A 21,728-nucleotide genomic window follows, 5' to 3' on the forward strand; every position below is an offset into this window, starting at 1 on the left:
GATTCCATTGATGAAGTACGCATCATGAACTACCGCTATCCAGACGCCCGCGGGCATTTCGGTCCCTACGGTGGCCAGTTCGTTTCCGAAACCTTGATGGAACCGCTGCGGCGGCTGGAAGCGGCTTATATGCGGCTCAAGGACGATCCTGACTTCTTGCGCGAGTTCGACGAGGATTTACGCGACTATGTCGGGCGGCCGTCGCCGCTGTATCACGCGCGGCATCTGACGCAGCGTTGGGGCGGGGCGCAGATCTGGCTCAAGCGCGAGGACCTCAATCACACGGGCGCACACAAGATCAACAACACGGTTGGCCAGGCGCTGCTTGCGAAATATCTCGGCAAGACCCGCATCATCGCCGAGACCGGTGCCGGTCAGCACGGGGTGGCTTCGGCGACGATCGCGGCGCGTCTGGATCTGAAATGTGTCGTCTACATGGGCGAGGAGGACGTGCAGCGCCAGTCGCCGAACGTCTATCGCATGAAACTGCTCGGCGCCGAGGTGGTGCCTGTGAGAAGCGGGACGAAAACCCTCAAGGACGCGATGAACGAAGCCTTGCGCGACTGGGTCACCAACGTGGATGACACGTTCTATGTCATCGGTACGGTGGCCGGCCCGCATCCGTATCCGATGCTGGTGCGCGATTTCCAGTCGGTGATCGGCCGTGAGGTGATCGCACAGAGCCGTGAAAAGATCGGCCGTCTGCCGGATGCGCTGGTCGCCTGCGTCGGCGGTGGATCCAATGCGATCGGCTTGTTCTACCCCTTCATCGACGAAGCCGGTGTGGCGATGTACGGTGTCGAGGCCGGCGGCCGCGGGCTGCAGACGTCCGAACATGCCGCGCCGCTGTCAGCCGGCAAGCCGGGCGTGCTGCACGGCAACCGCACTTACATCATGGCCGATGCCAATGGCCAGATCCTGCCGACGCATTCGATTTCGGCGGGGCTCGATTATCCCGGCGTGGGACCGGAGCATGCCTGGCTCAAGGATAGCGGGCGCGTCACTTACACGGCGGTGACCGACGACGAGGCGCTGGCCGCCTTCCATGAGCTCACCCGCACCGAGGGCATCATTCCCGCGCTCGAATCCGCGCACGCGATTGCCTACGCCAGGCAGCTCGCGCCACGCCTCGGCGCCGACCGGCACATCGTCGTCAATCTGTCCGGGCGCGGCGACAAAGACATCTTCACCATCGCCAAGCTCGAAGGAATTCAGCTGACATGAGCAGCCGATTGCAGCAGACGTTTGCCGCGCTCGCCGTTGCCCGACGCAAAGCGCTGATCCCGTACATCACCGCCGGCGATCCGGCGCCGGAGCATACGGTTGCGCTCATGCACGCGCTGGTGCGCGGTGGCGCCGACGTGATCGAACTGGGCGTTCCATTTTCCGATCCGATGGCCGACGGCCCGGTGATCCAGCTCGCCTGCGAGCGTGCGCTCAAGCACGGCACCGGGCTTGCCGACATCCTCGATCAGGTTGCCGAATTCCGGCGCGACGATGTACGTACCCCGGTCGTGCTCATGGGGTATCTGAATCCGATCGAGACGTACGGAGTGGCGGCATTTGCGCGCCGCGCGCGCGAGGTCGGCGTCGATGGGGTGCTGATCGTGGATCTGGCCATCGAGGAGGCACCGGATTATCTGCCGGAGCTGCGCGCCCACGGGCTCGATTGCATCTTTCTGCTCGCACCGACCAGTCCGGAGGCTCGCATCGAAACCATCGCCCGTGCCGCGAGCGGGTATCTCTATTACGTCTCGCTCAAAGGCGTGACCGGCGCATCGAGTCTCGACGTCGCCAGCGTCGCCGAGAAGCTGGCCATGATCCGCCGGCATACGGCCTTGCCGCTCGCGGTGGGATTCGGGATCCGCAATGCGGCGGCGGCGCGCGCGATCGCGCAGGTGGCGGACGGCGTCGTCGTCGGCAGCGCGCTCGTCGCCGAAATCGAGCGGCTTGCCGATCAGCCCGAGCGGATCGTACCGACGCTTACGGAGCGCTTGCGCGAACTGCGGCGGGCGCTGGATGATGCGTCGTCGGAATGATCCAGTTGACCGGCCGGTGGCGTGTCCGGCCGGCGCGCTACCATTGCCGAGGTTCCCGCTACCGTATTCGTCTCCGGACCTATGAGTTGGCTCGACAAGATCGCCGGTTCCAAGCTGCTGTCCAGCGGATCGCGCAAGCGTAACGTCCCGGAAGGGCTGTGGACCAAGTGCGAAAGCTGCCAGTCCGTGCTGTATCGCGCCGAGCTGGAGCGTACGCTCGAGGTGTGCCCCAAATGTGGCGCGCACCACGCGATCACGGCGCGTCAGCGTCTCGATCACTTCCTCGATCCCGAGCCGCGGCACGAGCTTGGCACCGAGATTGCCCCCAAGGATCCGCTCAAATTCAAGGACAGCCGCAAGTACACCGAGCGTCTGCGCGAGGCGCAGGCCGAGACCAACGAAAAAGACGCCTTGGTGGTGATACGCGGGCAGTTGATGGGATTGCCGCTGGTGGCCTGCGCCTTTGAATTCGGCTTCATGGGCGGATCGATGGGCAGCGTCGTCGGTGAGAAATTCGTGCGCGGCGTCAACGCCTGTCTCGAATTCGGCATTCCGCTGGTCTGTTTCCACGCTTCCGGCGGCGCGCGCATGCAGGAATCGCTGTTTTCACTGATGCAGATGGCCAAGACCGCGGCTGCGCTGACCAAACTCGCCGAGCGCGGTCTGCCGTACATCTCCGTGCTGACCCATCCGACGATGGGCGGTGTTTCCGCGAGTTTTGCGATGCTTGGTGACATCCACATCGCCGAACCCAAGGCCCTGATCGGTTTTGCCGGCCCGCGCGTGATCGAGCAGACCGTGCGGCAGAAGTTGCCGGAGGGCTTCCAGCGCGCCGAGTTCCTGCTGGAGAAAGGGGCGATCGACATGATCGTCGACCGGCGCGAGATGCGTGAACGCATTTACCGCCTGCTTGCGATGCTGACGCATTTTTCACCCAGCATCAGCGACTCTTGACTCTGCACCTTGCGGCGCGTGGCAGCGACACCAGCAGGTTTTAACGATCAGCGCCGTGCGCCTTGACGTACCGACGGCATGACGGTCCGGACACTCGAAGACTGGTTGCGCTGGCAGGAAACCCTGCATCCACGCAGCATCGAACTCGGCCTTGAGCGCGTGCGCACCGTGGCCGCGCGCCTGCACCTGCCCGATCCGCGTCCCGTGACGCTGACGATCGCCGGGACCAATGGCAAAGGCTCGAGTGCGCACCTGGCCGCGTTGATTTACCGCGAAGCCGGTTACCGGGTCGGTCTGTATACCTCGCCCCATCTGCTGCGCTACAACGAGCGGGTGCGTATCGACGGTGTCGAGGCTACCGATGCCGAGTTGTGCGCGGCCTTCGAGGCCGTCGAGCAGGCGCGGGGCGAGTGTGCGCTCACGTATTTCGAATTCGGCACGCTGGCGGCACTGTGGCTGTTTCGCGAACACAAGGTCGATGTCCAGGTCCTGGAAGTCGGGCTCGGTGGGCGGCTGGATGCGGTCAATCTGGTCGATGCCGATACTGCGCTCATCACCAGCATCGGACTCGATCATCTCGACTGGCTCGGCCCGGATCGGGAGAGCATCGCGCGCGAAAAAGCCGGTGTCTTCCGCCCGGACCGGCCGGCGATCGTCGCCGAGCCTGATCCACCGCGCAGCCTGTTCGACGTGGCTACGGCAGTCGCTGCGCCGCTGCGGCTGATCGGCCGCGATTTTCGTATCCATGCGCACGATGCCGGTTTCGACTGGCAGGGTCGGGCGTGGACGTTGCATGCGCTGCCGCGGCCGGGGATTCCCGGCGAGGCGCAATTGCGTAATGCCGCCGGCGTGCTCGCGGCCATCGAGGCCCTGGCATCCCGCCGGCCGGTCGGCGAAGACGCCATCCGGCGTGCGTTGCCGCGGCTATCCGTGCCGGGGCGCTGCGAGCTGCGCGGCAATGTCGTCCTCGACGTCGCCCACAACCACGAATCGGCGTTGGTGCTTGCGCAATACCTGGCGAGTCTGCCGACGGTAGCGCCGACGGTGCTCCTGCTCGGCATGCTCGCCGACAAGCCGCATGCGCGAATCTGGGAGGCGCTGGCTCCTTGCGTGGATGCCGCCGTGCTGGTGAGCCTGCCCGGTCCCAGGGGGCTTGCCGCCGCGGATCTCGCCCGTCGCCTGGGCGCCGTGCGGGTCGATCTGCACTGTTGTGCGACGATGGCCGAGGCCTTGGCGATAGCGCGTGGCCGCGCCGGTGCAAAGGGGCGGATCGTCGTGACCGGTTCGTTTCTCACCGTGGCGGCGGCCATGGGTGAGTTGCAGCGTCATGGATGAGATCATCAAGCGGCGGCTGGTCGGCGCGGGCCTTTTGCTGGCTGCGGCCTTCCTATTGGTGTCGGTGCTGCCGGAGCCCCATCTGGACAAGGCATTGGAGGAGGGCGTACCCGTCCTCACCATCGATCTGCGCAACCCGGATGCGCCGGCGGCAGGGCCGATCGAGCCGGCGGCTTCGACAGCCATTGCGCAGGCCAGCGAAGCGACCGCCCCTATGAGTGCTGGCGAGCCATCGCCGCCATCCGAAGCGGCTTCGCCACCGCCGCAAACCCCAGCCGCGCCGACGGCCCAGAACCAGCAGCCGGCACCGGAAACAAAGCAGCCGGAGCAGCGTCCGGCGCCGCAGCCGGCTGATCTGCCCGCCAGAGAACCGACCCGCGCGTCCCCGGCGGCCGCATCGACGGCGGGCAGGGAGGGGCGCTGGTGGGTGCAGATTGGCTCGTTCGCCGACATCGCCAACGCAAGGCAGGTGGAGGCACGTCTGCGCACGCTGGGCCAGCCGGTGATCGTCGCGCCGGTCGAGACGGACAAGGGCACACTTTATCGTGTGCGCGGCGGGCCGTATGCCGATGAGGCCGAGGCGCAATCCGCGCATGAGCAACTCATGCGCAGCGGCTATACCCAGGCGCGCATCGTCGGACCATAAGCGGCGCGGCGCAAGCCGGCGTTTGCACGGCACGGGTGATAAAATGATGCACCGCTGCCGTCTGGCCGCCGCATGAGCTGGGTCGATTACTGCATTCTGTTCATCTTCATCGTTTCGGTGTTCCTCGGCATCTGGCGCGGATTCACCCGGGAAGTGTTCAGCCTGCTGACCTGGATCGCGGCATTCGTGGCGGCCTGGCTGCTGGGGCCTTCGCTGTCGCCGCATCTGCAGCCCTGGCTCGGCGATTCCGTTCTGTGCGATGCGATGGCCTATGCGGCGACGTTCTTCATCGCCCTGTTTCTCGGCGCGCTCGTGACCCATTTTCTCGTCGTTGCCGTCCGTGACAGCCGTTTTTCGCCGGCAGACCGTACCCTCGGCGGCGGCTTGGGCCTGATCCGCGCCGTCATTGTCGTCACGCTGTTCGTGCTCGTTGCCGGCCGCATGGGAGCTGGCGAGGATCGCTGGTGGCAGCAATCCACGCTGATTCCGCACTTCGCACCGCTGGCGCGCGGTTTCGAGGCGCTCATCCCCGAGCGGTGGCTCGAGTTGCTCAAACCCACCGTCACTCCCAGTTCCTCTCCGGGCCAATAACCATGTGTGGAATCGCCGGCATCGTGAGTCAAAGCAGTGCGGTCAACGCCGAGCTGTTCGATGCGCTGACCATGCTCCAGCATCGCGGGCAGGATGCCGCCGGCATCATGACCAACGAGGGCCATCGCCTTTATCTGCGCAAGGACAACGGGCTCGTGCGCGATGTGTTCAACACCGACGAGCACATGGTCAAACTGCGTGGCCGCATGGGGATAGGGCATGTGCGCTATCCCACCGCTGGGTGTTCGACGTCGGCCGAGGCGCAGCCGTTCTACACCAATACGCCGTTTGGGATCTCGCTGTCGCACAACGGCAATCTCACCAATGCCGAGGAACTCAAGCAGGAGCTGTTCTTGCAGGACCGGCGACATCTCAACACCGAGTCCGATTCCGAGGTTCTGCTCAATGTCTTTGCCCACGAGCTGCTGCAGCGTGGCGCGCTGCGCCTTTCGCCGGAGGATGTATTCGCCGCCATCTCCGGCGTGCACCTGCGCTGTCGCGGTGCCTATGCCTGTGTGGCGATGATCACCGGCTATGGCATCGTCGGTTTCCGCGATCCGTATGGAATCCGTCCGGTCGTTTATGGCGTGCGGGAGACTCCAAACGGGCTCGATTACATGATCGCGTCCGAATCGGTTGCCCTCGATGCGCTCGGCTATGAAAAACTCGCCGACATCGCACCGGGCGAGGCCGTGCTGATCACCGCGGACGGCAAGCTTTACAAACGCCAGTGTGCGGCCAATCCGATCCACTCGCCGTGCATTTTCGAGCACGTCTATCTCGCCCGTCCGGACTCGGTGATGGACGATATCTACGTCTACAAGGCGCGCCTGCGCATGGGCGTCAAGCTTGCCGAGAAGATTCTGCGCGAGTGGCCGGATCATGACATCGACGTGGTCATCCCCATCCCCGACACCTCGCGGGTCGCCGGCGCGGAGCTCGCGATGCGTCTGGGTGTGAATTACCGCGAAGGCTTCATCAAGAACCGCTACATTGGCCGTACGTTCATCATGCCGGGGCAGGCGCAGCGCAAGAAATCCGTGCGCCAGAAGCTCAATCCGGTGGATCTCGAATTCCGCGGCAAGAACGTCCTGCTCGTCGATGACTCCATCGTGCGCGGGACGACGTCCAGAGAGATCATCGAGATGGCGCGCGAGGCCGGTGCGAAGAAGGTTTATTTCGCCTCGGCATCGCCGCCGGTGCGCTATCCGAACGTCTATGGGATCGACATGCCGACCAGCTCCGAGCTGATCGCGCATGGGCGCAGTGTCGAGGAGCTGGAGCGGCTGCTCGGCGCCGACCGCCTGATCTACCAGGATCTTGGGGATTTGATCGAGGCGGTGCGCGCCGGCAACCCGGCGATCACCCGCTTCGAATGTTCGGTGTTCACCGGCGAATACATCACCCAGGACGTGACCGCCGAATACTTAAGCCAGCTCGAGCTATTCCGCTCCGATTCGGCCAAGGCGGCACGCAGGCGCGCCGAGCAAACCGTCATCGAGCTGCCGAACAGCGTCTGAAAAGATCGGCCTGGTGGGCTTGAGCCGGGGTGGGTTTGGCCGTACCTTAGCACCCGCGCCGATTTGCCCCCGCTTGCGGGCGCGTAACAAATGCAGCTAAACGGCCAGCAAAGCCCGTTTCAGCATGCGCATGCTGGCGGGCTTTCTGATTTAGAGGACGGCATGAACGAATTCTTCGACCCCGAATGGGGCTTTTCCACCCGCGGCATTCGTGCAGCCGAGCCGCGCACGGCATTGCGCGAGCATTCGGCATCGATTTCGCTGACTTCGAGCTATGTGTTTTCCAGCGCAGCCGAAGCGGCCGCGGTGTTCCAGGGAGAGTTACCGGGTTACATCTATTCGCGCTTCACCAATCCGACAGTCGAGGCGTTCGAGCGCCGACTCGCGACGATGGAAGGCGGGCAGAGCTGCGTGGCCACTGCCAGTGGCATGGCGGCGATCCTGACGCTGTGCATGGCCCTGCTCAAGCAGGGTGATCACATCGTCGCTGCGCGCGGGTTGTTCGGTGCGACGATCAACCTGTTCAACACCGTGCTCGCCCGTTTCGGACTGTCGACGACGTATGTCGATATTGCCGACGTCGGCGCCTGGGAGGCAGCGATCCAGCCGAACACGCGGCTTTTGTTCGTCGAGACGCCCTCGAATCCGCTGTGCGAGCTCGCCGACATCGCGGCGCTTGCCGAGATTGCCCATCGTCACGGTGCGTTGTTGTGCGTGGACAACTGTTTTCTGACACCGGTCTTGCAGCGCCCGCTCGAACTGGGGGCCGATCTGGTGATCCATTCGGCGACGAAGTATCTCGATGGGCAGGGACGCTGCGTCGGCGGCGCCATCGTCGGTGATGCACAGCGGGTGGGCAAGGACGTGTTTGCATTCATGCGCACCGCCGGCCCGTGCCTGAGCCCGTTCAACGCCTGGGTGTTTCTCAAGGGTCTGGAAACGCTGGCGGTACGCATGAAGGCGCACTGCGACAATGCCCGCGCGCTCGCCGAGTGGCTGGAGGAGCAGCCGCAGGTCAAACGTGTGTATTACCCCGGGTTGGCCAGCCATCCGCAGCACGTACTCGCGCAAAAACAGCAGTCGGGCTATGGCGCCATCGTCAGCTTCGAACTCGACGGCGGCCGCGAGGCGGCGTGGAAGCTAATCGACAGCACCCGCCTGATTTCGATCACCGCCAATCTTGGTGACACACGCACGACGATCACCCATCCTGCGACGACCACCCACGGACGCATCACGCCAGAGGCGCGGGCTGCGGCCGGGATCGGCGAAGGTCTGGTCCGTGTGGCCGTTGGGCTCGAAGACATCGAGGACATCAAGGCCGATCTCGCACGCGGTCTGTCCTGATCCATGGCCGTGCGGTCCGCTGCGTTTGCCGCGCTCATCGAGACCGATCCGCTGCGCAAATGCGCCCTCGTTGCGGCCTTGACTGCCGGTGCGGTCGATCCACTGCCCCCCGATTGCGACTGGCACCGCGTCCCCGGCCGGCCTGCACGTCCGCCGCTGGTGCGGCCACGGGACGTACCGCGCCGGGGGCTGGGGAGCGCACAGGGGCGCGCAGCGCTGGTTCATGCGGTCGCGCATATCGAGTTCAATGCAATCAATCTCGCCCTCGATGCGGTCTGCCGTTTCGACGGCTTGCCGGATGCCTTCTATGCGGATTGGATCAGTGTCGCCCAGGACGAGGCACGACACTTCTGCATGTTGCGCGAACGGCTGCTGCAACTGGGATACGAATATGGTGACCTTCCGGCCCACAACGGTTTGTGGGAAGCCGCCGAGAAAACCGCTGGAGACGCGCTGGTGCGGATGGCCCTGGTGCCGCGCGTACTCGAGGCGCGGGGGCTGGACGTCACCCCCGGCATCATCGCGCGCCTGCGCGAGATCGGCGATACGCCGACGCTGGCGCGTTTGGAGGTGATTCTCGCCGAGGAGGTGCGCCATGTCGCCATCGGCACGCGCTGGTTTCGCCATCTGTGCGCCGAGCGCGGGCTCGAACCGGCGTCCACGTTCCGGGCTTTGCTCGATGCCCATGGTGTGCGGTTGCACCCGCCGTTGAACCGCGCGGCCAGGTTCGAAGCGGGATTCGTCGATGCCGAGCTGTCGTGATTCCTGCCTGCCGGGGCGTTCGCGTTTGGTGCTAAGACACCAGTTCGCGGCGCAGGCCGTCGGCGGCGACGACGAGATATTCCATCCGCTCCGGGCGCCAGTCCGCAAGCACGATGCGCTCACCCTCGGCGCTGTGGTGAATGGCGGGCCGGTGGGTATGGCCGTGGATGATGCAGGTGACGCCGTGGGCGCGGAAAGCCGCTGCGACAGCCGTGGGATCGACATCCATGATGTCCTCCGGCTTTGCACGTTTGGCCATGCCGCTGTGGCTTCTGACACCACCGGCGATGGCCCGGCGCTGGGCACGCGGCAGGTGCAGGAACAGCCATTGCGCGGCGCGGTTGCGCGCCAGACGCCGCCAGCGTTGATAGCTGCGGTCGCCCGTGCACCAGGCATCGCCATGGGACAGCAGCATGGACCGGCCCTCGATCTCGATGCGGCTCGGATCGGGCAGCAGCCGCACCCCCGTTGCCTTGGCAAAGGTTTTGCCCACCAGAAAATCACGGTTGCCGTGCATGAAGTACAGCCGCACCCCGTGATCGGCGAGTGTCCGCAGGGCAGCGACTTCTGCGGCATAGTCGTGCAGGCCGATGTCGTCGCCCACCCAATATTCGAAGACATCGCCAAGCAGATAGACTGCCTGCGCGTTGCGCGCCGGCCCGCCCAGAAAGCGGGCAAAGGCCGCGCGCAGCGGCGAGGGGGCGCGCGGCAAATGCAGATCGGACAAAAGCAGCGTGGCCATCGTGGCCGCGCTCACTTTGACGGTGCAGCCTCGATCAGTCTGACGCGTTCGATCACCACCGGGGTCAGCGGCACGTCCCGGCCGAATGGGCGGATCGCCCCCGTCGGTGTGCGTGCAATCCGGTCAACCACATCCATGCCTTCGACGACCCTGCCAAAGACCGCATAACCCCAGCCGTCGAAACTGGGGAAGTCCAGGCGCTCGTTGTCGACGTGGTTGATGAAGAACTGTGCCGTTGCCGAATGCGGATCGCCGGTACGCGCCATCGCAATCGTGCCCCGCTTGTTGGACAGACCGTTGCGGGCCTCGTTTTCGATCGGTGCGCGGGTCTTGCGCGGTGCATAGTTCTGGTCATAGCCACCGCCCTGAATCATGAAGTTTTCGATCACACGGTGAAATACCAGGCCGTCGTAATACCCATCCTTGACGTATTGGACGAAGTTGGCCGTGGTCTTGGGGGCTTTTTCGGCGTCGAGCTCGAGGGTGATGTCCCCCATCGAGGTTTCCATCAACACCCGGATGGGCGGTGCAGCGAAAGCGGTGGTCATCGTGAGTCCCAGCAGGAGAAAGGTGAGCGGGTTTTTCATGGTGAGTCAGTGCTTTTCAACCGATGGCAGCGTGTGGAGATTCGGCATCGACGTCGGCCAGTGCATCGTCGAGCAGCTCGAGCGTACCGCCGCCATGATGCACGCCTTCGGATAAAGTCCGTCGAAACGCGCGCCCGCCCGGCTGGCCGCGATACAGCCCGAGCATGTGCCGCGTGATCTGCCCGAGCGGCGTGCCGGCAGCCAGTTCGCGCGCGATGTAGGGCTTGAGGTGCTCGATGATTTCGTGGCGGGTTGGTATGGGGTGCGGATCGGCGAACAGGCGCTGGTCCACCTCGGCGAGCAGATAGGGGTTTTCATAAACCTCGCGGCCGAGCATTACCCCATCGACGTGACGCAGATGCGCCTCGCAGGCGGATAGCGACCGGATACCGCCGTTGATGACGATCGTCAGCTGCGGAAATTCCTGCTTGAGACGGTACACCAGCTCGTACTGTAGCGGCGGAATCTCGCGGTTCTCCTTGGGCGACAGACCCTTGAGCCAGGCCTTGCGGGCGTGGACGATGAAGACTTCGCAGCCGGCCGCAGCCACGGTTGCCACGAAGTGGCGCATGAACGGATAGTCCTCGGAATCATCGACTCCGATCCGGTGTTTGACCGTCACCGGCAACGCGGTCGCGGCGCGCATCGCCCGGACACAACTGGCGACGTGCTCGGGTTCGCGCATCAGACAGGCGCCAAAGCGGCCCTCCTGGACGCGATCGGAAGGACACCCGCAATTAAGGTTGATTTCGTCATAACCCCACTGCTCGCCCATCTCGGCACAGCGTGAGAGCTCATCCGGATCGGCTCCGCCGAGCTGTAGCGCGACGGGATGCTCGCTGGCGTCGAAGCGCAGCAGGCGGTGGGGCCGGCCGTGGATCAGCGCCTGGGTGCAGATCATTTCCGTGTAAAGCCGCGCGTGGCGTGAAATCTGCCGCAGAAAGTACCGACAATGACGGTCCGTCCAATCCATCATCGGGGCGACGCAGAAACGCCAGGCGTTTACAGTGTCAGTCGCCATGGGCGGTGGTGCTGGCGTTTCGATCGGCATGGTTCGGATATCGTCGCTCGTGCAAACGTCTGTGCGGTTGTCCGCATTATCCTGCAACGGCTTGGAATCTTCTCGCGGGGGTAGGATTTTTCATGCAGGGGATGCAGGATCCCTCGGTCTGGCGTGCCACCAGCCCGTGATGGCAAGCCGCGGCTGCCGCGCCCAGGGCGCAACGAAACTGACGTAGTGCCTCATTGGCACCTTGAACAAGCTCAGCGAGTTGAAACGCGGCACGAAGACTTCTTGCGGGCCTGTGCCGTCATCGACGAAATGCAGCAAGCCTCCCCAATCCGGCTGCCAGTCGCGCGATAGGTTTAGCACATAGGCATAGCGCCGATTCTCTTCGTCATGCCGGTCATCGTGCACGCGCAGAAACTGACCGGGTAGGTACCGCGTGGCCTGGGCGCCCACCATCATCAGTTCAGAATCGCCGGTCAGTTCGCGAATGAACGCAAGAAATGGCGGGCTGTTGAAGAAACGCAGCACCTGGTGTACCAGTAGGTGCGTGTCACGTCCCTCCCGCATCGCATCGACGATCAGGTAGCGGTCATAGACGAAGTGGAAGCCGGTGGATGCGACTCGGTACGCCGCAGGCATTCGTTTCTGGCGCGTCTGCGGATCCCACGCTGGGCTGTCGGGTTGCCCGCGTTCGGCGGTCATCCACGGCACCTCATGATAGAGGCAGGCAGCGAGCCGTTCGGCGATATCGCGCAGCAGGAAATCGGCGATCTGCACGCGGTTGCGGCGCTGCAGCGTCTGGCGGGCGGTGGCGAAGTCGGCAGCCGGATTGAGCATCGGTGGTCTGGGTGCGGGATGATCGACATTACTATGACGCAGAGAGCCTCCGCATCGGTGGGTCGGACAAAGGCCCGCAGGCGGAACATGACGAAAACCGGAGCAATCAATGCGTGGATGTGCCAGTGTCCGATATCAGTGTACGGATGGAATAGCCGTGATCACTCTGGATGATGGCAAGCGCAATGCCTTGTCACCTGCGGTGTTGCAGGGCATCAGTGCTGCGTTGAGCAGGGCCGAGTGCGATCGCGCCGTGGTGATTCTCACTGGCCGCGAAGGCGTTTTTTCGGCCGGCTACGATCTCAAGGTAATGCGGGCTGCCAATGCCGATACCTTGCGCATGCTCCGTGCCGGCTATGCGTTGCCAGCGCGCCTGATGGCGTATCCGTTCCCGGTGATCGCGGCCTGCAACGGACATGCGTTTGCGATGGGTTTGTTTCTCATGCTGTCGGCTGATTACGTCATCGGTAGCCGTGGCCCGTTTCAGATTGCGGCAAACGAAGTCGCGATCGGGTTGACGATGCCGCGTGTCGCCTGTACCACCCTCAAGCAGCGGCTGACACCAACGGCGTACCAGCGCGCCATCATCGTGGCGGAGCACTTTACGCCGGAATCCGCGCTCGCTGCCGGGATTTTCGACGAGCTGGTGGACCCGCCGGAGCTGCTGGGGCGTGCACAGGCGCTGGCCGCCGAGTTCGCCAGGTTGGACATGCGCGCGCATGCGCAATCCAAGCATCGCATCCGCGCGGATGCGATTGCGGCGATCCGCCGTCAGGTCCCGCTCGATTTGATCGACGCGGTCAAGTTCGGTCTGCGCGGGGGCAAACCCAAACGCTGAAGCACCACGGCCTGCACGAGGTGAGCCGCCTGGGTGGATGTCATCGGCGAGGCAGGGATCGCCGCGGTTCAAGGACGCAAAACACCCTGCCCGGGAGTCTGAAGAGATCGTACAGGGGGCGACGCAAGCACAGTGCCTGCGTCGCGGCTTCTGCACCTTTTAGCTGATGTGCTTGCTGACCAGCTTGGTCAGCTCAAACATGTTGACGAACGGCTTGCCACCGAAGAGCTTCTTGAGCTTTTCATCGGCGTTGATCTGGCGCTTGTTGGTTTTATCCTGCAGGCCGTTCTTCTTGATGTAATCCCACAGGCTCTTGGTGATTTGCCCACGCGGTTGCGGTTTGGTACCGACGATCTCGGCCAGGACGGGGCTCGGCGTCATCGGTGCCATCAGCGCCGGGTTGGGCTTGCGCTTGGCTTTCGTGGCGGCTTTCTTCACCGCCTTCTTTGCGGCTTTCTTCACTGTCTTTTTCGCGGGCGCTTTCTTCGCGGCTTTTTTCGCAGCAGGTTTCTTCTTGGCCTTGGCCATAAAACACGACTCCCTAGATGAACACCCAGATCGGGTAGCCGTATCCTAGCCCGAATTGCAAGCGGGTGATACAAGGCAGAGCGTCGAGAAAAGGGTGGTTTTCCCCTGGCGCGGCGGATCCGGTTTTCCTGCGTACTTCATTCGGCAGATGAGCGTGCGGATTCTTCGAGCGCGCACAGCAAGGTATCGCGGGCGCTCAGTTCGCAGCGCAAGGTCGCCAGCATGATGAAAACGCCGGCGAGGCGGCGGTGCAGGAAGACGATCTCCCGGGGTGGCACCCGGAAATGGATCGACAGCGCATTGAGCGCCGCCACGCGGCCGACGCGCATCGGTAAATCGCTGTCTCCCCAGCGGTATTCGCCCTTGGCATTACGTAACGATTCCGGCGTGCGCGGATCGTTTGCGGCATTGAAAGGTTCGACGATCAACTCGCACATCTGCGCGAAAGCATCGAGTACGCTGCGCGGAAAGCTTTCCTGCATCAATCCGATGGCTTTTGCGCCGCGCAGGATCAGATCGCGGTCGCGGGACAGCGCACCGCGTACGATGTCCCCATAAGACTCGACGAAGCCGCGACCAAAGATGCGGGTGGCGCCGAAGTCGAGCAGGACGATGCGGTCGTCCTCGCCCTGTTCGTCGACGCGGATCCGGTAGTTGCCGAAATGGGGGTCGGACTGGACCATGCCCCAGCGAAAGAATTCGGTCAGGAACAACTCGAGGAACGCATGACCGAGGCGGTTGCGGCGCGCCTGCGGCAACGTCTGTACAGTCTCCTGGCGGACGGAGTGGCCGTGCTCGAAGGTGGTGGTCAGGACCTGGTCGCTGCAGTATTCGCCGAGGACGCGCGGCACGACGAAGCGGGGATCATCCTTGAGCCGTTCGGCGAACGTCTCGGTGAAATGGCGTTCGCTCTCGTAGTCGACCTCGCGATGCAGCATTTCGCGCACTTCGTTGAATACCGGCGTGAGATCGAGCCCTTTGGGGGTGAGCCGGGTCATGATCAGCAGGCGCGAGAGGGTGCGGATGTCGCTCTCGATGGCATCGGCGACGCCGGGATACTGGATTTTGATGCACAGGGCCAAACCGTCTTTGCGCCGGTAGGCGCGGTGGACCTGGCCAAGAGAGGCCGCGGCCATCGGCTGCTCGTCGATTTCCAGTTCGCGCAGACGGTGGCGCCCGAGCGCGCGTTGCAACACCGGCGCGACGATGCGCCAGTCCACCGGCGGCGTATCGTCCTGCAGCGACGACAGGACGGTCACGGCCTCTTCAGGCAGAAAATACTGGCCATACAGCGAGAGCATCTGCCCGGCCTTCATCACGCTGCCTTTGAGCTTGCCCAGCTCGTCGGCCAGAACCTGGGCTTGTCGCCGGTAGAATTCACGATTGGCTTGATCGCGATCGATTTCGCCGCGAAAGATGTTGGCGATCGAATGCGCCACGATTTTCGCGCCGGCTCCGGCGCCCAGGCGGGCCAGCGCGAAGCTGCGCTCCAGCGGTTTGGTCTTGAGGGCCTGGATGCTGGGCTTTTGGCTGCCGTCGTCTTCGAATGACATTGTCTAGATGAAAACCTTGAGAGATGAATTACTCGCCGCGCATCGACGCGATGCCGTCGTCGAGGCGGTGGTGCGCCTGATCGAAACGCAGGTGGCCGCGCGCGGTGGCCTGCGTGGCATGAGTCTGAAGACCGGGCTTGCGGTTCTCAAGGCAGCCCGGCCCGGTGTGCTCGAGCGCGCCGTTCAACGGCTGCTCCCGGAATTCATCGACGCGCTCGAGCCACTGTACCAAGCATTTCGCGCATCGAGCGACCGGGATTTCGCCGTGTTTCTCGGCAAGCATGGTCGGGATGCCACACAGGCACTGCTCGCTGTGGCGGATCTGCGTGTGCGCGAAGCCAGTCCGGCCGTGCAGGGAGCTTATGCGCGCCTGCGCAAGCTCGCCGAAAGCGAGGTGGAGGCCGCGCTGCCGGCCGTTGCCCGGACGATCCAGGCGCATCTGGGCTGAACACCGGGGTGTGCCGGGTGTGACCAGATCGACTTTGCCAACGGGCGGCCGAGCCCGTTTACCGGACGGTACCCAACACGCAGGGTAGGGAATTGAACCGTTCTTGAAATGGGGAATCGGGTCGGCAGGACAAGATTCATGTTTCAGGGTGAGATCAAACGGTTTGCAACGATGATCCGATTCCCCTACCATGCGCGCCCCGTTTCGGTTTCCGGGCGGGGTTTGTTCCACACCTTGCCCCACGGCCGGCGTTCTGCCGCGTCCGGGGGCCGCACGCGAAAATTGCGTGTGTTCACAAGGAGATGCAATGCGACACTATGAAATCGTGGTCATGGTGCACCCGGACCAGAGCGAGCAGGTCCCGGCCATGATCGAGCGCTACAAAAGCATGGTCGAGGCAGGTGGCGGGAAGGTTCACCGTCTCGAGGATTGGGGGCGGCGCCAGCTTGCGTATCCGATCGCCAAGGCGCACAAGGCCCACTATGTGCTGATGAATGTGGAGATCGGCCAGCAGACGCTCGATGAGCTGGAGAGCGCCTTCAAGTTCAATGACGCGGTGATCCGTCGCCTCATCATCAGGATGGACAAGGCGGTGACGGCGCAGTCGCCGTTGTTCAAGGCGCCGGACGAGGACAAGAAGCAGGGCGAGTATCGCGCGCGCAAGAGCGATGCCGAAGTTGCCGAGCCCGACAGCATGGAAGAAGCAGGAGCGTAAGTCATGGCGCAGATGTTCCGCCGCAAGAAATCGTGCAAGTTCAGCGCCGATGGTGCGCCCGAGATCGATTACAAGGATCTCAATTTGCTCAAACAGTACATTGCTGAGAACGGCAAGATCGTGCCGGGGCGTATCACTGGCACCAAATCGCGCTACCAACGCCAGCTCGCGCTGGCCATCAAGCGTGCGCGTTATCTGGCCTTGTTGCCGTACACGGACCGTCACGCCTGAGGGATCGTGCCATGGAAGTCATTCTGCTCGAGAAGATCAAGAAGCTTGGCGATCTCGGTGATACCGTCAAGGTCAAGCCCGGCTTTGGCCGTAACTATCTGCTGCCTCAAGGTAAGGCACTGCCGGCCACGGAGGAGAACCGCAAGGTGTTCGAGGCGCGCAAGGCCGAGCTGATCCGCAAGGCGCAGGATAGCCTCAACGCGGCCAAGCTCCGTGCCGAGAAGCTCGCCGGTCTGACGCTGACGATTCGGGCGCTGGCCGCCGATGAGGGCAAGCTGTATGGTTCCGTCGGCCCGTCGGACATCGTCCGCGCCGCAGCCGAGAGGGGCATTGAGCTGCACAAGAACGAGATCGACATGATCAGCGGCCCGATCCGCGCGGTCGGCACCTATACGGTCGGGGTGCAGTTGCACTCCGAGGTTGCGACCAGCATCACCATCGTCGTCGAGGAACAGAAGGCTACGCCCTGATTCTCGGATCTGCGCTCGTCAAGCCGCGGCCCGCCTCGTGCGGGCCGTTTCGTCTAAGCGTTTTGCAGGTGGGGCCGGATGGGTTCGGCGTGGCATCCCCTGGTTGTCCGCCGTATGTCCACAGGAAACGCTCTTCTGTCCGCGCAGTGGATGCGAGACAATCCGCCATCGCCATGAGTCCGACCGTCGCCAAGTTGCAGGCATCGCCCAAGTTGCCGCCGTACTCGCTGGAAGCCGAGCGTGCGGTGCTCGGCGGGCTGATGCTGGACAATCGGCCCTGGAACGATCTGGCCGACCGTCTTTCGCCGGAAGATTTTTACAGCGAGGCGCACCAGATCATTTACCGGGCGATTTGCGATCTGGTGGGCAGTAACCGGCCCTGCGACTTCATCACGCTGTCGGAGTACATGAAGGCGCAGGGTCAGCTCGAGGCCGCCGGTGGCATTGCCTATCTGGGTGAACTCGCCAACGATGCCTTGAGTGCCGCCAATGTGCTGGCCTATGGCGAAATCGTGCGCGAACGGGCAGTGTTGCGCGGGCTCATCGCGGCGGGCGGGGATATTGCCGAACTTGGCTTTCGTCCCGAGGGACGCAGCCATGCCGAGCTGATCGATATTGCCGAGCAAAAGGTATTTGCGCTGCGTTCGCGCGCCGAGCATGCGCGCTCGAGCTATTACGCGATGCCGCAGCTCATGGATCAGCTCGAGCATAAGATCGATTTCTTGCGGCAGCATCGAGGCAGACTCGCCGGGCTTGCGACGGGGTTTGCAGACTTCGATGCCAAGACCACGGGCCTGCACCCGGGGGATCTGGTGATCGTGGCCGGGCGGCCGTCGATGGGCAAGACCTCGTTTGCTCTCAACATCGCCGAGCACGTCGTGCTCTACGAGAAAAAACCAGCGGCAGTGTTCAGCATGGAGATGCCGGCGGAGCAGCTGGCCCTGCGCATGGTCGCGTCGTTCGCGCGTATTCCGATGGGCAAGCTGCGCACCGGTGAGCTCGAAGACCGCGACTGGGATCGTCTGATATCGCAGGGCACGTTGATCCGCGAGGCGCCGCTGTATATCGACGAAACCGGGGCGTTGTCGCCGCTGGAGCTGCGCGCGCGCGCGCGGCGGATCAAGGCGCGCCATGGTTTGAGTTTGATCATCGTCGATTACATCCAGTTGATGCAGGTGCCGGGAACGCGTGAGAACCGTACCAACGAGATTTCCGAGATCTCGCGCAGCCTCAAGGCGTTGGCCAAGGAGCTGGAGGTGCCGGTGATCGCGCTGTCGCAGCTCAATCGCGGTGTCGAACAGCGTGACAACAAGCGGCCGCGCATGGCCGACCTGCGCGAGTCTGGTGGTATCGAGCAGGATGCCGATCTCGTCGTTTTCATTTACCGCGACGAGGTCTATAACAAGGATTCGCCGGACAAGGGTACGGCCGAAATCATCATCGCCAAGCAGCGCAACGGTCCGCTGGGCACCGTCAAGACGGCTTTTCTCGGCGAGTACACCCGCTTCGAGAATCTCGCGCAGGGGTACGCGGACTACGCATGATCCCGCGTGTCACCGCGACGGTCGATCTGGCAGCGTTGCGCCACAACCTGGGTGTGGTGCGCCGACTTGCGCCGCGTTCGCGGGTGATGGCCGCCGTCAAGGCCGATGCGTATGGTCATGGCGCGGTCCCTGTCGCACGCACGCTGGAAGCGGCGGGCGTCGATGCGCTGGCCGTGGCCTGCCTGGAAGAAGCGATGCAATTGCGTCAGGCGCGCGTGCAGGCACCGATCGCACTGCTCGAAGGGGTGATCTCCAGCGAGGAGGCGGCCCAGGCCGTTTACGAGCGGTTGCAGATCGTTGTCCATGATCACTGGCAGATCGCGCTGCTCGAACAATTGCCGGCCAGCGCGCGGCTGTCGGTATGGTTCAAGCTCGATAGTGGCATGCACCGTCTCGGTTTTCCGTTGACCGAGGTTCCCCGCCTGGTGGAGACCTTGCGTCGCCATCCCGGCTGGTCGTTCCAGGGGTGGATGACGCATCTGGCCTGCGCGGATGAGCCGGACAATCCGTTTACCGATGAGCAGATCGCTCGTTTCGAGGCGGCGCTGGCCGGCATACCCGGACCGCGTTCGATCGCCAACTCCGCCGGACTGATCGCCTGGCCACGGGCGCGTACCGATTGGGTGCGGCCGGGCTTGGCGCTTTACGGTTGCTCGCCGATGCCCGGTAGCACCGGAGCAGAACTGGGCCTAAAGCCGGCGATGCGGCTGGAAAGCCGCATCATCGCTGTACGCGAGTACGCCTCCGGCGAGGGCATCGGGTATGGCTTGACCTATCGCTGTCCGGAGCGGATGCGAATCGGTGTCGTCGCCATTGGCTATGCGGACGGCATGCACCGCGCCTTTCGTAACGGAACGCCCGTGCTCATCCGCGGCCGGCGGGCATACCTAGCCGGCCGCGTATCGATGGACATGATCACCGTGGATCTGCGCGAAGTGCCGGATGCCTGCGTCGGGGATCCGGTGCTGCTGTGGGGCGATGCGCTGCCCGCCGAGGAGATCGCCCAATGGGCGGGCACGCTATCCTATGAGCTTTTCTGCGGACTGACGCAGCGCGTGCATTTCCGTCATCTCGACGCCGCCGGTGCCAGGTAGGGCGGCGTTTTTCTGCGGATCACGGCCTTGGCTTCTGGTGCGCCAGCCAGCGCAGCCGTCTCAGCGGATCAACGGGGAGAGTTTGCGCAGCGCCTCGGCCGTGGTCGTTGCGCCGGTGCGGTCGAGATCCTCGCGCGTATAGACCTGTCCCGGTGCAGCCACGCACGGGTCAGTGGCGGTTCGCGGGATGCGGCTGCCGGTTTCTAGGAGGCAGTTGGACGGCCGATCGGCGGCCCGGGTCAGCACGGGTGTCGAGGTTTCCGGAATCGCCTGTGCGGCGTTGGGCGGACGCGGCGTGGAGGCGCAGGAAGCCAAGAGGGCGACGGCGGCGCTCATCAGCAGTCTGTTCATCGGGATCCTCCAGCGAAAGAGTGGGCGTCAATGGCGCAGCGCGCAGGGGCGCACCTTACGGCTGCAGAATGAAGACCATTTTCGTGCCGACGAGTTCGACCGTGTCGTTGTGATTGAGTTTGCGCGCCTGTACGTCGATAGGCTGGCCGTTGACCAGGGGTCTTTGACCGCCGCCGTCGCCACCGACGTGGACGATGTAGTAGCCATCGGCGCGGCGCGTGATCGCGGCCACCTGTACGCCGGGTTTTCCGATGGTCGTCAAGGCTTTGGACAGTTCCAATTCCTTGCCGGCGTTGGCGCCGCTGGTGACGCGCAGCTTGCCCAGCGGCGGTCGCCCCGGCGCGGCCGCCGGATTCGCTGCCGGTGCGCTGCCCACCGCCGGCGCGGCAGCCTTGTTGACCTGGGCGTCGAAAGCCGCACCGAACTGGCCTGGCTTGAGGATCATCGTTTTCTCGAAATCGTCGTCGGCCCCCTTCTCGCCCTCGAACTTCAGGGTATTACGGCCGATCGTGATGACATCGCCATGCGTCAGCGGATGCTTGGCGATCGGCTTGCCGTTGACCTGGGTGCCGTTGGTCGAATCCAGATCCTCGAGAAAAGAATCCTGGAGGATGGTGATGACCACGGCATGGTGACCGGACACGGCTTTGTCATTGAGGCAGATGTCGTTGTCCGGGTGGCGCCCGATGGTCACGCGCTCCTTGTCGAGCACGTACTCCTGGCTGCGGCCGCTGCTGTCGGTGACGATGAGCTTGCCCATGTTCAGAACCATTCCATCAGACGTTCATACCAGCGCCGTCCTCGTGCGAACGAGGCGTTCACACGGGCCAGCGCGACCGAGATATTGTCCTTGCCGCCGTTTTCGTTTGCGAGGCCCACCAGTTCTCTGGCCAGCCGATCAAGATTATCAGCGTGTCTGGAGAGCGTTAAGCCGATCGCATCATCGGAAACCATGTCGGTGAGCCCGTCCGAGCATAGGAGCAGGATGTCTCCCGGCTCGACGGTTTCCTCGATCACGTCGACCAAGACCTCCGGTTCGACGCCGAGCGCGCGTGTCACGATGTTTTTGCGCACGAGCTTGCTGGCATCCTCGCGGTTGTAGTGGCCGCGGGCCACCAGTTCCTCGATCAGCGAGTGGTCACGCGTGATCTGTTCGAGGCGGCCTTTGCGGAAGCGGTACAGCCGTGAATCACCGACATAGGCCACGGAAACGCGATCGTCATGAAGCAGGCAGGCGACGATCGTCGTGCCCATGCCGGCGCACTGCGGCTGACTCTGCGCGACGGCGTAGATGGTGCGGTGCGCGTCCTCGACCGCTGCTTTGAGCATCAACGACTCGACGCTGTAGCCGCTTGCACCGTCGATCTCGCCATGCTTGAGCGTCGGCCAGCGGCGGCGTGCGACGTCGAGCACCGTGGTCACCGATATGCCGCTTGCGATCTCACCGGCGTTGTAGCCGCCCATGCCGTCGGCGAGCACGAGCAGGCCGATATCGGGATCTTCGCCGACGGCGTCCTCGTTGTTCTGGCGCATGCGTCCGGTATCGGACAGCAGCGCGGTGGATACTTTGCCTTTCAGGGCCATGAC

25 protein-coding genes and 1 riboswitch are annotated in these 21,728 nt (G+C 63.8%); of the genes, 16 read left to right on the plus strand and 9 right to left on the minus strand.

Annotation, left to right across the window (positions count from 1 at the left end; all coding sequences use genetic code 11):
• The first annotated feature begins 24 nt into the window (after positions 1-24).
• The 9 genes from trpB to BMZ48_RS02180 all read left to right on the plus strand — a co-directional run bounded on the left by trpB (position 25) and on the right by BMZ48_RS02180 (position 9,194).
• On the plus strand, positions 25-1,224 hold the full coding sequence (gene trpB, locus BMZ48_RS02140) for a tryptophan synthase subunit beta (protein WP_091531882.1): 1,200 nt from the start codon (positions 25-27) through the stop codon (positions 1,222-1,224).
• Positions 1,221-2,039: a tryptophan synthase subunit alpha gene (gene trpA, locus BMZ48_RS02145; protein WP_091531080.1), complete on the plus strand. Its 819-nt coding sequence runs from the start codon at positions 1,221-1,223 to the stop codon at positions 2,037-2,039. The genes trpB and trpA overlap by 4 nt, the downstream gene beginning before the upstream one ends.
• Positions 2,040-2,120: 81 nt before the next feature.
• Entirely contained in the window at positions 2,121-2,993 is an 873-nt protein-coding gene (accD, locus tag BMZ48_RS02150) for an acetyl-CoA carboxylase, carboxyltransferase subunit beta (protein ID WP_091531084.1), read from the plus strand.
• 78 nt (positions 2,994-3,071) lie between these two features.
• The gene (gene folC, locus BMZ48_RS02155; protein WP_091531087.1) at positions 3,072-4,328 is read left to right on the plus strand and encodes a bifunctional tetrahydrofolate synthase/dihydrofolate synthase; all 1,257 of its coding nucleotides are present in this window, start codon (positions 3,072-3,074) and stop codon (positions 4,326-4,328) included.
• A complete protein-coding gene (locus BMZ48_RS02160) occupies positions 4,321-4,974 on the plus strand; it encodes an SPOR domain-containing protein (RefSeq protein ID WP_091531090.1) in 654 nt (217 codons plus the stop codon). Before folC ends, BMZ48_RS02160 begins: the two co-directional genes overlap by 8 nt.
• A gap of 72 nt (positions 4,975-5,046) precedes the next feature.
• Positions 5,047-5,565 carry a CvpA family protein gene (locus BMZ48_RS02165; protein ID WP_091531093.1) on the plus strand — a complete coding sequence of 173 codons (519 nt, stop codon included), beginning with the start codon at positions 5,047-5,049 and terminating at the stop codon, positions 5,563-5,565.
• A gap of 2 nt (positions 5,566-5,567) precedes the next feature.
• Positions 5,568-7,085, plus strand: coding sequence for an amidophosphoribosyltransferase (purF, locus tag BMZ48_RS02170; RefSeq protein ID WP_091531096.1), 1,518 nt, complete (start codon positions 5,568-5,570; stop codon positions 7,083-7,085).
• A 45-nt stretch (positions 7,086-7,130) separates the two neighbouring features.
• Positions 7,131-7,205, plus strand: a riboswitch (SAM riboswitch).
• Positions 7,206-7,247: 42 nt separating this feature from the next.
• Positions 7,248-8,432, plus strand: a complete 1,185-nt coding sequence (locus BMZ48_RS02175; protein ID WP_091531100.1) for an O-succinylhomoserine sulfhydrylase — start codon at positions 7,248-7,250, stop codon at positions 8,430-8,432.
• Between the two features lie 3 nt (positions 8,433-8,435).
• Entirely contained in the window at positions 8,436-9,194 is a 759-nt protein-coding gene (locus tag BMZ48_RS02180; protein ID WP_091531103.1) for a ferritin-like domain-containing protein, read from the plus strand.
• A gap of 31 nt (positions 9,195-9,225) precedes the next feature.
• Here BMZ48_RS02180 and BMZ48_RS02185 read toward each other — a convergent pair whose 3' ends face one another.
• The 4 genes from BMZ48_RS02185 to BMZ48_RS02200 form a co-directional block, all read right to left on the minus strand.
• Complete coding sequence (locus BMZ48_RS02185) at positions 9,226-9,951, minus strand: UDP-2,3-diacylglucosamine diphosphatase (protein WP_234981479.1); 726 nt, start codon at positions 9,949-9,951, stop codon at positions 9,226-9,228.
• The gene (locus BMZ48_RS02190) at positions 9,948-10,523 is read right to left on the minus strand and encodes a peptidylprolyl isomerase (protein WP_091531110.1); all 576 of its coding nucleotides are present in this window, start codon (positions 10,521-10,523) and stop codon (positions 9,948-9,950) included. The genes BMZ48_RS02185 and BMZ48_RS02190 overlap by 4 nt, the downstream gene beginning before the upstream one ends.
• Before the next feature lie 16 nt (positions 10,524-10,539).
• Complete coding sequence (dusA, locus tag BMZ48_RS02195; protein ID WP_200769478.1) at positions 10,540-11,544, minus strand: tRNA dihydrouridine(20/20a) synthase DusA; 1,005 nt, start codon at positions 11,542-11,544, stop codon at positions 10,540-10,542.
• 120 nt (positions 11,545-11,664) lie between these two features.
• Positions 11,665-12,309 carry a 2OG-Fe(II) oxygenase gene (locus BMZ48_RS02200; RefSeq protein ID WP_159431048.1) on the minus strand — a complete coding sequence of 215 codons (645 nt, stop codon included), beginning with the start codon at positions 12,307-12,309 and terminating at the stop codon, positions 11,665-11,667.
• A gap of 169 nt (positions 12,310-12,478) precedes the next feature.
• Between BMZ48_RS02200 and BMZ48_RS02205 the strand changes: the two genes are divergently transcribed.
• On the plus strand, positions 12,479-13,207 hold the full coding sequence (locus BMZ48_RS02205; protein ID WP_091531123.1) for a crotonase/enoyl-CoA hydratase family protein: 729 nt from the start codon (positions 12,479-12,481) through the stop codon (positions 13,205-13,207).
• A gap of 159 nt (positions 13,208-13,366) precedes the next feature.
• Here the strand turns inward: BMZ48_RS02205 and BMZ48_RS02210 are convergent, their stop codons facing one another.
• Positions 13,367-13,735 carry an SWIB/MDM2 domain-containing protein gene (locus tag BMZ48_RS02210; protein WP_091531127.1) on the minus strand — a complete coding sequence of 123 codons (369 nt, stop codon included), beginning with the start codon at positions 13,733-13,735 and terminating at the stop codon, positions 13,367-13,369.
• A 137-nt stretch (positions 13,736-13,872) separates the two neighbouring features.
• Positions 13,873-15,288: an ABC1 kinase family protein gene (locus BMZ48_RS02215; RefSeq protein ID WP_091531131.1), complete on the minus strand. Its 1,416-nt coding sequence runs from the start codon at positions 15,286-15,288 to the stop codon at positions 13,873-13,875.
• A gap of 7 nt (positions 15,289-15,295) precedes the next feature.
• Between BMZ48_RS02215 and BMZ48_RS02220 the strand changes: the two genes are divergently transcribed.
• From BMZ48_RS02220 to alr, 6 genes are all read left to right on the plus strand, one after another.
• Entirely contained in the window at positions 15,296-15,736 is a 441-nt protein-coding gene (locus BMZ48_RS02220; RefSeq protein ID WP_091531135.1) for a DUF6918 family protein, read from the plus strand.
• Between the two features lie 307 nt (positions 15,737-16,043).
• The gene (gene rpsF, locus BMZ48_RS02225; RefSeq protein WP_091531140.1) at positions 16,044-16,451 is read left to right on the plus strand and encodes a 30S ribosomal protein S6; all 408 of its coding nucleotides are present in this window, start codon (positions 16,044-16,046) and stop codon (positions 16,449-16,451) included.
• 3 nt (positions 16,452-16,454) lie between these two features.
• Positions 16,455-16,682 carry a 30S ribosomal protein S18 gene (gene rpsR / locus BMZ48_RS02230; RefSeq protein WP_091531144.1) on the plus strand — a complete coding sequence of 76 codons (228 nt, stop codon included), beginning with the start codon at positions 16,455-16,457 and terminating at the stop codon, positions 16,680-16,682.
• A gap of 11 nt (positions 16,683-16,693) precedes the next feature.
• On the plus strand, positions 16,694-17,152 hold the full coding sequence (gene rplI, locus BMZ48_RS02235; RefSeq protein WP_091531147.1) for a 50S ribosomal protein L9: 459 nt from the start codon (positions 16,694-16,696) through the stop codon (positions 17,150-17,152).
• Positions 17,153-17,346: 194 nt separating this feature from the next.
• Positions 17,347-18,696, plus strand: coding sequence for a replicative DNA helicase (gene dnaB / locus BMZ48_RS02240; protein WP_091531886.1), 1,350 nt, complete (start codon positions 17,347-17,349; stop codon positions 18,694-18,696).
• A complete protein-coding gene (gene alr, locus BMZ48_RS02245; protein WP_091531152.1) occupies positions 18,693-19,790 on the plus strand; it encodes an alanine racemase in 1,098 nt (365 codons plus the stop codon). Before dnaB ends, alr begins: the two co-directional genes overlap by 4 nt.
• A 60-nt stretch (positions 19,791-19,850) precedes the next feature.
• Here alr and BMZ48_RS02250 read toward each other — a convergent pair whose 3' ends face one another.
• Genes BMZ48_RS02250 through BMZ48_RS02260 form a run of 3 tightly spaced genes read right to left on the minus strand, consistent with a single transcriptional unit; the run spans position 19,851 to position 21,725 of the window.
• Positions 19,851-20,141 (minus strand): hypothetical protein, encoded by a 291-nt coding sequence (locus BMZ48_RS02250; protein WP_091531157.1) that lies wholly within the window; start codon positions 20,139-20,141, stop codon positions 19,851-19,853.
• A 55-nt stretch (positions 20,142-20,196) separates the two neighbouring features.
• Complete coding sequence (locus BMZ48_RS02255; protein WP_091531160.1) at positions 20,197-20,901, minus strand: FHA domain-containing protein; 705 nt, start codon at positions 20,899-20,901, stop codon at positions 20,197-20,199.
• 2 nt (positions 20,902-20,903) lie between these two features.
• A complete protein-coding gene (locus BMZ48_RS02260; protein WP_091531163.1) occupies positions 20,904-21,725 on the minus strand; it encodes a Stp1/IreP family PP2C-type Ser/Thr phosphatase in 822 nt (273 codons plus the stop codon).
• Between the last annotated feature and the right edge of the window lie 3 nt (positions 21,726-21,728).

The organism is Fontimonas thermophila, from assembly GCF_900113085.1.
Taxonomy (GTDB): domain Bacteria; phylum Pseudomonadota; class Gammaproteobacteria; order Nevskiales; family Nevskiaceae; genus Solimonas; species Solimonas thermophila.

What these genes read in the sequence shown, in the direction of transcription:
- BMZ48_RS02220 (WP_091531135.1), top strand. Translation starts at nt 15,296, where the DNA reads ATGAAAACCTTGAGAGATGAATTACTCGCCGCGCATCGACGCGATGCC.
- alr (WP_091531152.1), top strand. Translation starts at nt 18,693, where the DNA reads ATGATCCCGCGTGTCACCGCGACGGTCGATCTGGCAGCGTTGCGCCAC.
- BMZ48_RS02190 (WP_091531110.1), bottom strand. Translation starts at nt 10,523, where the DNA reads ATGAAAAACCCGCTCACCTTTCTCCTGCTGGGACTCACGATGACCACC.
- BMZ48_RS02165 (WP_091531093.1), top strand. Translation starts at nt 5,047, where the DNA reads ATGAGCTGGGTCGATTACTGCATTCTGTTCATCTTCATCGTTTCGGTG.
- BMZ48_RS02205 (WP_091531123.1), top strand. Translation starts at nt 12,479, where the DNA reads ATGCGTGGATGTGCCAGTGTCCGATATCAGTGTACGGATGGAATAGCC.
- trpB (WP_091531882.1), top strand. Translation starts at nt 25, where the DNA reads ATGAACTACCGCTATCCAGACGCCCGCGGGCATTTCGGTCCCTACGGT.
- accD (WP_091531084.1), top strand. Translation starts at nt 2,121, where the DNA reads ATGAGTTGGCTCGACAAGATCGCCGGTTCCAAGCTGCTGTCCAGCGGA.
- purF (WP_091531096.1), top strand. Translation starts at nt 5,568, where the DNA reads ATGTGTGGAATCGCCGGCATCGTGAGTCAAAGCAGTGCGGTCAACGCC.
- folC (WP_091531087.1), top strand. Translation starts at nt 3,072, where the DNA reads ATGACGGTCCGGACACTCGAAGACTGGTTGCGCTGGCAGGAAACCCTG.
- dusA (WP_200769478.1), bottom strand. Translation starts at nt 11,544, where the DNA reads ATGGCGACTGACACTGTAAACGCCTGGCGTTTCTGCGTCGCCCCGATG.
- BMZ48_RS02175 (WP_091531100.1), top strand. Translation starts at nt 7,248, where the DNA reads ATGAACGAATTCTTCGACCCCGAATGGGGCTTTTCCACCCGCGGCATT.
- BMZ48_RS02160 (WP_091531090.1), top strand. Translation starts at nt 4,321, where the DNA reads ATGGATGAGATCATCAAGCGGCGGCTGGTCGGCGCGGGCCTTTTGCTG.
- BMZ48_RS02260 (WP_091531163.1), bottom strand. Translation starts at nt 21,725, where the DNA reads ATGGCCCTGAAAGGCAAAGTATCCACCGCGCTGCTGTCCGATACCGGA.
- BMZ48_RS02210 (WP_091531127.1), bottom strand. Translation starts at nt 13,735, where the DNA reads ATGGCCAAGGCCAAGAAGAAACCTGCTGCGAAAAAAGCCGCGAAGAAA.
- trpA (WP_091531080.1), top strand. Translation starts at nt 1,221, where the DNA reads ATGAGCAGCCGATTGCAGCAGACGTTTGCCGCGCTCGCCGTTGCCCGA.
- BMZ48_RS02215 (WP_091531131.1), bottom strand. Translation starts at nt 15,288, where the DNA reads ATGTCATTCGAAGACGACGGCAGCCAAAAGCCCAGCATCCAGGCCCTC.
- BMZ48_RS02255 (WP_091531160.1), bottom strand. Translation starts at nt 20,901, where the DNA reads ATGGGCAAGCTCATCGTCACCGACAGCAGCGGCCGCAGCCAGGAGTAC.
- rplI (WP_091531147.1), top strand. Translation starts at nt 16,694, where the DNA reads ATGGAAGTCATTCTGCTCGAGAAGATCAAGAAGCTTGGCGATCTCGGT.
- rpsF (WP_091531140.1), top strand. Translation starts at nt 16,044, where the DNA reads ATGCGACACTATGAAATCGTGGTCATGGTGCACCCGGACCAGAGCGAG.
- BMZ48_RS02180 (WP_091531103.1), top strand. Translation starts at nt 8,436, where the DNA reads ATGGCCGTGCGGTCCGCTGCGTTTGCCGCGCTCATCGAGACCGATCCG.
- BMZ48_RS02250 (WP_091531157.1), bottom strand. Translation starts at nt 20,141, where the DNA reads ATGAACAGACTGCTGATGAGCGCCGCCGTCGCCCTCTTGGCTTCCTGC.
- rpsR (WP_091531144.1), top strand. Translation starts at nt 16,455, where the DNA reads ATGGCGCAGATGTTCCGCCGCAAGAAATCGTGCAAGTTCAGCGCCGAT.